Below are 8,275 nucleotides of genomic sequence, written 5' to 3'. Positions count from 1 at the left end.
TTTGAGTATTTTAACTGATTGACAAAAGGCACTTTATCTTAACCTCTCACCGATGGTGCCAGACTCATCTGCATACAGCAAATACATGGCTGTTCTATATTATTAGACAATAAAAATCAGTCAAGGGAAGACCTAGCTCCCGCGATCTGAAAAGTCAGACCTCTTGACTGCTATTTATATTGTATCAGCTACTTTATAGGCTAACTTGTCTTTGCTTGCCTAGTGATTAAAATAAACTTACTTGGTTTACTGGGTTCGACCAATGGATATACCAATTTTTTGCATCTGGTAGAAACTTTCAGCTTTGCTCCCGATGTTCATAAGCTCGATAGCATCAATGAATTCCTTGTGAGGGCGTTCGAGGTAAATATTGCCGTTACTGTCGATGAATCTATCTATAATCTGACCTTTTTCCTGTGTCACTACTTGCCAATCAACAATTGTAACTATATTTTCATTAGAGTCTGTGATTCTCGCAAACATAAATGATACACCTAAGTCCTAAAAATGAATTTCAAAAAATTGCTTTATATTACTTACTGTGGAGTAATACTTGACAAATTTTTGCATATCTTTGCTCAGAATTCATCGGTAAAACCCGCAACTTCCGATTTTTAAGGTCTGATTCTAACCCTAAAACTTCCATAGGCGTCACACCCAAAAGGGCATAAGGTACTTCTGTGAGTTCCAGACAATCAAAAGTTCCTTGACGTTCTCCAATAGAGAGTTCAACATCTCGGAAAATTTGCCCCTGCTGCACTCCAGCAGCAGTCTCTACCTGGGCTTCTCCACCTTGGACTAAACCTAGTTGACTAATAATGCTAGCAGGTAAACACAGCAAAGTTGCGCCCGTATTAACTAAAATATTATCCAGAGGATAAGAGCGAACTTTCTCCGAAGAAATAAAGCCTCGCTGTACCAAAACTTGATCAATGCGATTCGTGACAGTTAGGGTAACTATTACTTGCCCCATTTGCTTACCCTGAAGATTTGGTAGTATCAGCTTACCCATTTCAGCAAACTCCTGAAAACAAAATATTTTTGAGAGATGCCTTAAAATACAAAGACGCAAAAGCCTCTCTGCGCCTCTGCGTCTCTGCGTTATATATTCCTTACTTACACCATCTCCGACGAAGCCTGCATCACCTGCTGAGGCTGCGGCTGGAACATAAACAACGAGTACACAACGTCTCGGCGAATGTTAACCATCATATCCAAGAACAATTCATACCCCTCGCTCTTATATTCAATCAGCGGGTCTTTTTGCCCATAACCACGTAATCCCACCGATTCGCGCAAGGCATCCATTTGTTGCAGGTGTTCCCGCCACAGAGTATCAATGCGTTGCAAGATAAAGAAACGTTCAGCTTGGCGCATCAGTCCGGGTTGAACTTGGTCAATCTGCGCTTCTTTGAGGTCGTAAGCAATTCGCACCTGTTCGTGGAGGAAGGCTTTAATCTCGCTGACGGTGATATCTTCTAATTGACTTGCTTGTAAATCCGCTAGCAGATAGACGAATTCTTTGACTTTCTCAACCAACTTTTCTAACTCCCACTCTTCCGAGGGTAAGTCTATGTTGATGTAGTAGTCAACGATGTCATCCATCGTTTTTTCGGCGTACTTGATTACCTGTTCTTTCAAATCTTGACCTTCTAGGACTCGGCGGCGTTCAGCATAAATAGCACGACGTTGATTATTCATCACCTCGTCATACTCAAACACCTGCTTCCGAATGTCGTAGTAGTAGGTTTCAACTTTTTTCTGGGCGCCTTCCAAACTGCGGGTAAGCATCCCAGATTCGATGGGCATATCTTCTTCCACTTGGAAGGCATTCATTAACCCCGCAACGCGATCGCCACCAAAAATCCGCAGTAGGTTATCCTCTAAACTGAGGAAGAATCTCGTGGTTCCAGGGTCGCCTTGTCGTCCTGCACGTCCCCGCAACTGGTTGTCAATCCGCCGTGATTCGTGGCGTTCTGTACCAATTACGTGCAAACCGCCGATTCCTACTACCTCATCATGTTCGCGGGTAGTAAATTGTTCATATTCCTGCTTAATGCGGTTGTAAGCTTCCCGTAATTTCTGAATCACAGGGTCATCGATGGGAGCTTTTTCTGCGGCTATAGCTACCTTGTCTTCAGCTTCCAATTCCGATAAACTGCGATCGCCATACTCACGCACTGCAATTTCTACTGCATCTTTGAGTAGTTTTTCTGTTTCTTTGGTCAACTGGGTGGGGAAAATTTCTGGTGAAGCCCGCCAAGTTTTAACTTTTTTGCCAGGGACAAAGCCTTGACCACCGCCATGTCCTGTGGGTAATCCGGCCGGTCTTTGAACGCCAAATGCATCTTCATCTTCTGGCTGAACAATTCGGGGCATAAAGTATTCCCGCAGCTTTAGACGCGCCATGTATTCGGAGTTACCACCCAAGATAATGTCTGTCCCTCTACCAGCCATGTTGGTAGCAATAGTCACAGCACCTTTGCGTCCTGCTTGGGCGACGATTTCTGCCTCACGCTCGACGTTTTCCGGTCGGGCGTTGAGTAATTCGTGGGGAATTTCCAGCTGCTTCAGTAGTCGACTAAGAAGTTCGGATTTTTCTACACTAGTGGTTCCCACTAATACAGGTCTACCTAGTTCGTGCATTTCGGCACATTCTTTCGCGATCGCCCCCCATTTGCCTGGTTCTGTCTTAAAGACCATATCAGACAAATCTTCGCGTCTGCGATCGCGATTGGTGGGAATTACCGCAACTTCGAGTTTGTAAATTTTTTCAAATTCTGGTTCTTCAGTTTTTGCCGTTCCTGTCATTCCACCGAGTTTTGGATACAGCAAGAACATATTTTGGTAAGTAATTGTCGCTAGAGTTTGAGTTTCTGGCTGAATCTCTACATGTTCTTTCGCTTCAATCGCCTGGTGTAATCCATCACTCCAACGCCGTCCGGATAGTACCCGACCAGTAAATTCATCCACAATTACTACTTCACCATTGCGGACGATGTAATTTACATCCTTGAGGAAAAGTTCCTTGGCTTTAATTGCATTGAAAACGAAGTGCGCCCAAGGATCTTCTGGGTCAAATAAATCTGTGACTCCTAAAAGATTTTCCGATTCCGCAAACCCTTCATCTGTCAATAGCACGTTACGAGCTTTTTCATCTACATCGTAATGTTCGTCTTTTTTGAGTGTGAATGCTATTTCAGCGGCTTGTAGATACTTTTCTGTAGGTCTTTCCACCTGCCCAGAAATAATCAGTGGTGTCCGCGCCTCGTCAACTAAAATCGAGTCCACCTCGTCAATTACGCAATAATTAAACGGGCGTTGTACCACATCTGCCATTGATGTCGCCATGTTATCCCGCAGATAGTCGAAGCCGACCTCGCTGTTGGTAACATAAGTGATATCGCAGTCGTAGTTTTTCTGGCGTTCACTAGGAGTCATGCTTGACTGAATTAGCCCCACACTCAGCCCCAAGAACCGATGCACCTGTCCCATCCATTCAGCGTCCCGACGAGCCAGGTAATCGTTTACGGTGATGACGTGTACACCTTTACCAGTAAGGGCATTTAAGTAACTTGGCAAGGTGGCGACTAGTGTTTTACCTTCACCAGTTTTCATCTCGGCAATTTGCCCCACGTGCAAAATGATCCCGCCAAGGACTTGGACATCAAAGTGTCGCAAGCCTAATACTCGCCGTGCTGCTTCCCGAACAACGGCGTAAGCTTCTGGCAATATGTCATCTAAGGTTTCACTTTTAGCGAGCCGTTGTTTAAATTCGACGGTTTTACCTTTTAACTCATCATCAGAAAGAACCTTAATTTCTTCCTCTAAAAGGTTAACTTCAGTAACAGAAGGTTGGTATTTTTTAAGCTTACGAGCGTTGGGGTCGCCCAACAAAAGTTTTAGCATGGCAGGTTATAGAACTGAATCAAAGGGGATGGGAATTAAAGGGTCGGCATTGATTATAAACATTTAACCCAGCCCAACCGTCTTGGTTGTGGATGGGTGTGAAATGAGAATTACCTCAAAAACAGGAGAAAAACTAGCCAATCAGTTTACTAAATGATCGGTTTTAACTCTTATCTTATATTTAGTCTTTCTTCATAGTATCATTTTGCCCCCAGATGGGGCCAGAGAGGGAGTGGGGGAATAGAGTTAGGAGTTATGAGTTATGAATTTTTCAACTCCTAACCGGAGGCGGAGCATCTCTGGCTTTGTTTCTAACTCCTTACTTCCACTCTGCTGTCAGGCGGCGGAAATTGTAATCACTAGCACTAGGATGACAACTGACACAACTGCCAAGCTGGACGGGACGTGGTAACTTCACTCCTGGATGCAAAGCTTTGAAATAACGGGAATTGTTGAGGCGATATGGTGTTTCTTCGTCGTCTAGCTGGACACGGGAAAAAGTCGAAAGATATTTCCACACCAAGATGCGTTGCGGATCGACTAAAGGCTTGAGTCGTGCGCCGTAGTGCTGAGAGTCTTGCAGGAGATTTTTCCAAGTTTGGGTGGGCAAAAGTGCTGGTGGTATGCCGATGTGGCATGTAGAGCAGTTTTCTAAATACAGTTCTTGCCCTAATTGATACTGTGCAGGTACTACGTCAACAGTGCCAATTTCAGCAGGGGGAGTAGCACTTTGGGCGTTAGTTGCCAAGGCTAAAAGCCAGCCCATAGCTAGACTCCACGTTACAATTACCAAAAGTAAACCGAAAAATTGACGTTTGAATTCACGTTCGGCGCTTTGCTGTAACGCTTGGCGATCGCCTGAGTGCGATCGCATTTCGCCATCGCGGGATTTGCGCTTAACAAAAATTGACATTCCTCACATTTCCAGATATTCAGAAGTGGCGCTTGTGCTAATCATAAGACTTACGGAGTATTGGCAGTGTTTTGTGATTTTGCGTAAGTAGTTTTGGCAAACACAGTAATATAAATGTTTATTCAGCGCACCACTGACTATGTACTACTTGTGGGGTGGGTGGGAAAGCCCGCCCAGTTCACAGAACGGCTGAGACGCCCATTCTACAATAAATATTTAAAATATTTGATTACGATGATCGATGTTGTGCAAGTAGAACTCACAGAACGCGCTACAATTTTGCGTAATCTTACGGAAGTATTTTTACTGGCTTGTGGCTTTAAATTGTGAAAATGCAAAAATCCAGATTTTTTGGGTTCAATTTCCGCGATAGTTCTATATTGCTGATTGTGGGTACTAAAAATTGAGAGTACTAAGTTTTTTCATGTTGATTACCGCGTTCGGTGCAGCCGTGTCACAGATATTAGCTGGTAAGGCAATAGCTCAATTTATCCCCCAAATTACCCCAGATAATACCCTTGGCAGTGAAGGTTCTACAGTCACACCACAAAATCAGCTAGTTGACAGAGTTGATGGCGGAGCAATTCGCGGTACAAATCTCTTTCACAGCTTTCAGGAATTTAATATTGGCGAAGGAAGAAGTGCATATTTCGCCAACCCTACAGGGATTGAGAACATTATTAGCCGAGTTACAGGAGGAAATCCTTCACAGCTTTTGGGAACCTTGGGTGTATTGGGAAAAGCTAACCTATTTTTAATCAACCCCAACGGCATTATTTTTGGGGCAAAAGCCAAACTCGATGTCAGTGGCTCATTTGTAGCCAGTACAGCCAGCAGTCTGGTTTTTGCTAATGGTGCAAAATTTAGTGCAACTAATCCGCAAGCCCCACCCTTGTTAACAATCAAGGTTCCCATTGGCTTAGAATTCGACGAGAATATACCAGAGGCTATTAGTTTACAGTCAGCGCGTCTAGTTGTGCAGCCAGATAAAACCCTGGCGCTAGTGGGTGGTAACGTCAGTTTAAACAATGGCACAATCGTCGCGCCAGGGGGTCGAGTCGAGTTAGGGGGATTGGCGCAAAAAGGTACGGTAACACTAAATCAGAATGGCAGTTTGAGCTTTCCTAATGATTTAGTTCGCGCCGATGTTTCTTTAACTCAGGGTTCACAAGTCAATGTCCGCGCTGGCAAGGGCGGTAGTATTGCAATCAACACTCATAATTTAAATATTGCTCAAGGAAGTACCTTACGGGCAGGTATTGCTTCTTTTCAAGGTGCTGTTGACAGCAAGGCGGGAGATATTGACATTAATGCTACAGAGGCAGTTACTCTTACTGGTACTGGTAGCTTTATTTCTAACGCGGTGCTGTCTAACGCCAAAGGGAAGGGCGGTAATGTTAATTTAACAGCGCGATCGCTCGCCGTAACTGAGGGTTTTCAAATCTTTGCTGGCACTTATGGGCAAGGAGATGTCGGCAATGTCAATATTGATGTTGGCGATACGGTACTGTTTGATGGTGTCGGCACAAATGGGATTAATACTGGTGCATACAGTTCGATCGCCGAAGGTGGTAGAGGTCGAGGAGGTAATCTCAATATCATAGCGAAGTCTCTTACTGTCACCAACGGGGCTATTCTGGAAGCTAGTACGGTTGGGCGGGGTGATGCTGGTAGTGTGAATATTTCTGTGCGTGATACAGCCTTATTTGATGGCGAGGCTGCTGATTTTAATCAAGTATCGATCGCTGTATTTAGTAGTGGTGCATACAGTCGCGTCAATTCTGTAGCTACGGGAAATGCTGGTAGCGTTAATGTCACAGCTGGAACAGTGAAAGTAACCAACGGTGCGGTTCTCACAAGCAGTACTGATGGCAAAGGAAATGCAGGTAATGTGACTATTAATGCTCGTGATGTCGTTTTTGATGGTGAGGGTCGCTTTAACGATACTCCTGGATTTGGATTTTTTCAATCCAGTGGTGCCTTCAGTAGTGTCAAAAACAGAGGTCAGGGAATTGGTGGTAATGTGATCATTAATGCTGATTCTTTATCCTTGAATAAGGGTGCTGTCATCGTTACCAGCACTCGCGGCCGTGGAGATGCCGGAGATATTTTGATTAATCGTGCTGAGAATGTAACTATCGCTGGCTTTGCTGGCGATGGATATTCCAGTGGACTTTATAGCAATACCGAACCCAGTGCAATTGGTGGGGGAGGAGAAATCACAGTTAATGCAGGCACTTTACGGGTGCTAGATGGAGCCGTGATTAATGCCTTAACTGCAAATCCAGGGAGGGGAGGTAGTATTGTAATTAACGCTCAGACCTTAGAAACTACTAATGGCGGACAAATTGTTACTTCTACTCGCAGTAGTGGCGATGCAGGTAACATCACACTTAACGTCTCAGATAGTATAAACCTGACTGGTAGTGATTTGAGTTATAGCGATCGCGCTCTGAAAAATATTCAAATTGGTGTGGATACATTTACCAATCAAGGGGCTGCTAGTGGGGTACTAGCTAGTACCGATGTGAATGCAATAGGGAATGGTGGTAATGTATTCATTTTCTCCAAGCAGGTAAATCTAAGAAATCAGGGTTTAATTACCGTCAGCAGTCAAGGATCTGGAGTTGCTGGAAATATAGAAATATCAGCCGGAACTATCCACTTGCAAAATCAAGGTGCGATTACAGCAGAAACAAAATCAGCTAACGGTGGGAATATTATCCTACAAGTACAGGATTTGCTGTTAATGCGCCAAAACAGCTTGATATCTACCACTGCTGGGACTGGACAGGCTCCTGGAAATGGTGGGAATATCAAAATTGATGCCAGAAATGGTTTTATTGTTGCTGTTCCCCAGGAAAACAGCGATATTATTGCAAACGCTTTTGCAGGTAAAGGCGGTGTTATTGAAATTAACGCTCAAAGGGTCTTTGGATTAGAATCCCGTGAACAGCTAACTCAACAAAGTGATATTACGGCTTTTTCAGAAACCAATCCGCAACTTAATGGTGTGATTGAAATTAACACACTCGGTATCGATCCGACTCAAGGATTAGTTAATTTACCAAGTGAACCGCGTAGCGTTGAAATTAGTGAAGGTTGCGATGTCAGACAGAGCAATGCAAAACGGGTGCGGTTTGTCAATCGTGGACGGGGAGGAATACCATCGCGCCCCGAAGAACCGCAGAATTTAGAAATGTTTTTGACGAGATGGATTGATTTGGATGACGCTCAGGAAGATGGCTCGAACAAGACTGGGCGTGAGAATTTTCCACTGACTCGGCGTTTAAATACATTCAATGATGCTACGAGAAATCGCTCGAATGAGATCACAGGTTCAGTAACGAGTCCGACAAGTTCCATCTGCCAAGGAAAATAGATTAGTAAGTAATACCTTGCCCAAAATCCGACACCCTAGTATCTTTACGCAGAATTTAAAATTCCTATATT

6 protein-coding genes are annotated in these 8,275 nt (G+C 44.1%); 2 read left to right on the top strand and 4 right to left on the bottom strand.

The genetic code is table 11. The features are described from left to right. Positions 1 to 246: 246 nt before the first annotated feature. From HWQ44_RS06955 to HWQ44_RS06940, 4 genes are all read right to left on the bottom strand, one after another. Entirely contained in the window at positions 247 to 483 is a 237-nt protein-coding gene (locus tag HWQ44_RS06955; RefSeq protein ID WP_292716710.1) for a hypothetical protein, read from the bottom strand. A gap of 49 nt (positions 484 to 532) precedes the next feature. Next, on the bottom strand, positions 533 to 1,012 hold the full coding sequence (locus HWQ44_RS06950) for an aspartyl protease (protein WP_292716708.1): 480 nt from the start codon (positions 1,010 to 1,012) through the stop codon (positions 533 to 535). 104 nt (positions 1,013 to 1,116) lie between these two features. Continuing rightward, positions 1,117 to 3,909, bottom strand: a complete 2,793-nt coding sequence (gene secA / locus HWQ44_RS06945) for a preprotein translocase subunit SecA (RefSeq protein WP_292716705.1) — start codon at positions 3,907 to 3,909, stop codon at positions 1,117 to 1,119. Positions 3,910 to 4,228: 319 nt separating this feature from the next. Then, positions 4,229 to 4,783 carry a cytochrome C gene (locus tag HWQ44_RS06940; protein WP_292716714.1) on the bottom strand — a complete coding sequence of 185 codons (555 nt, stop codon included), beginning with the start codon at positions 4,781 to 4,783 and terminating at the stop codon, positions 4,229 to 4,231. 153 nt (positions 4,784 to 4,936) lie between these two features. On the opposite strand from HWQ44_RS06940, the gene HWQ44_RS06935 reads away from it, so the two are divergent. Both HWQ44_RS06935 and HWQ44_RS06930 read left to right on the top strand, forming a co-directional pair. After that, positions 4,937 to 5,152: a hypothetical protein gene (locus tag HWQ44_RS06935; protein WP_292716703.1), complete on the top strand. Its 216-nt coding sequence runs from the start codon at positions 4,937 to 4,939 to the stop codon at positions 5,150 to 5,152. Between the two features lie 94 nt (positions 5,153 to 5,246). Next, positions 5,247 to 8,204, top strand: a complete 2,958-nt coding sequence (locus HWQ44_RS06930) for a filamentous hemagglutinin N-terminal domain-containing protein (protein ID WP_292716701.1) — start codon at positions 5,247 to 5,249, stop codon at positions 8,202 to 8,204. Positions 8,205 to 8,275: the final 71 nt, after the last annotated feature.

The sequence above is a fragment of the Nostoc sp. JL34 genome (genome assembly GCF_017114945.1).
In the GTDB taxonomy this organism is placed as follows: Bacteria; Cyanobacteriota; Cyanobacteriia; order Cyanobacteriales; family Nostocaceae; genus Nostoc.
This window is presented reverse-complemented; position numbering and strand designations above follow the sequence as displayed.

Excerpts from the sequence above, each read along its gene's own strand:
- HWQ44_RS06940 (WP_292716714.1), bottom strand. The coding sequence starts at position 4,783 with ATGCGATCGCACTCAGGCGATCGCCAAGCGTTACAGCAAAGCGCCGAA.
- HWQ44_RS06930 (WP_292716701.1), top strand. The coding sequence starts at position 5,247 with ATGTTGATTACCGCGTTCGGTGCAGCCGTGTCACAGATATTAGCTGGT.
- HWQ44_RS06950 (WP_292716708.1), bottom strand. The coding sequence starts at position 1,012 with ATGGGTAAGCTGATACTACCAAATCTTCAGGGTAAGCAAATGGGGCAA.
- HWQ44_RS06955 (WP_292716710.1), bottom strand. The coding sequence starts at position 483 with ATGTTTGCGAGAATCACAGACTCTAATGAAAATATAGTTACAATTGTT.
- HWQ44_RS06935 (WP_292716703.1), top strand. The coding sequence starts at position 4,937 with ATGTTTATTCAGCGCACCACTGACTATGTACTACTTGTGGGGTGGGTG.
- secA (WP_292716705.1), bottom strand. The coding sequence starts at position 3,909 with ATGCTAAAACTTTTGTTGGGCGACCCCAACGCTCGTAAGCTTAAAAAA.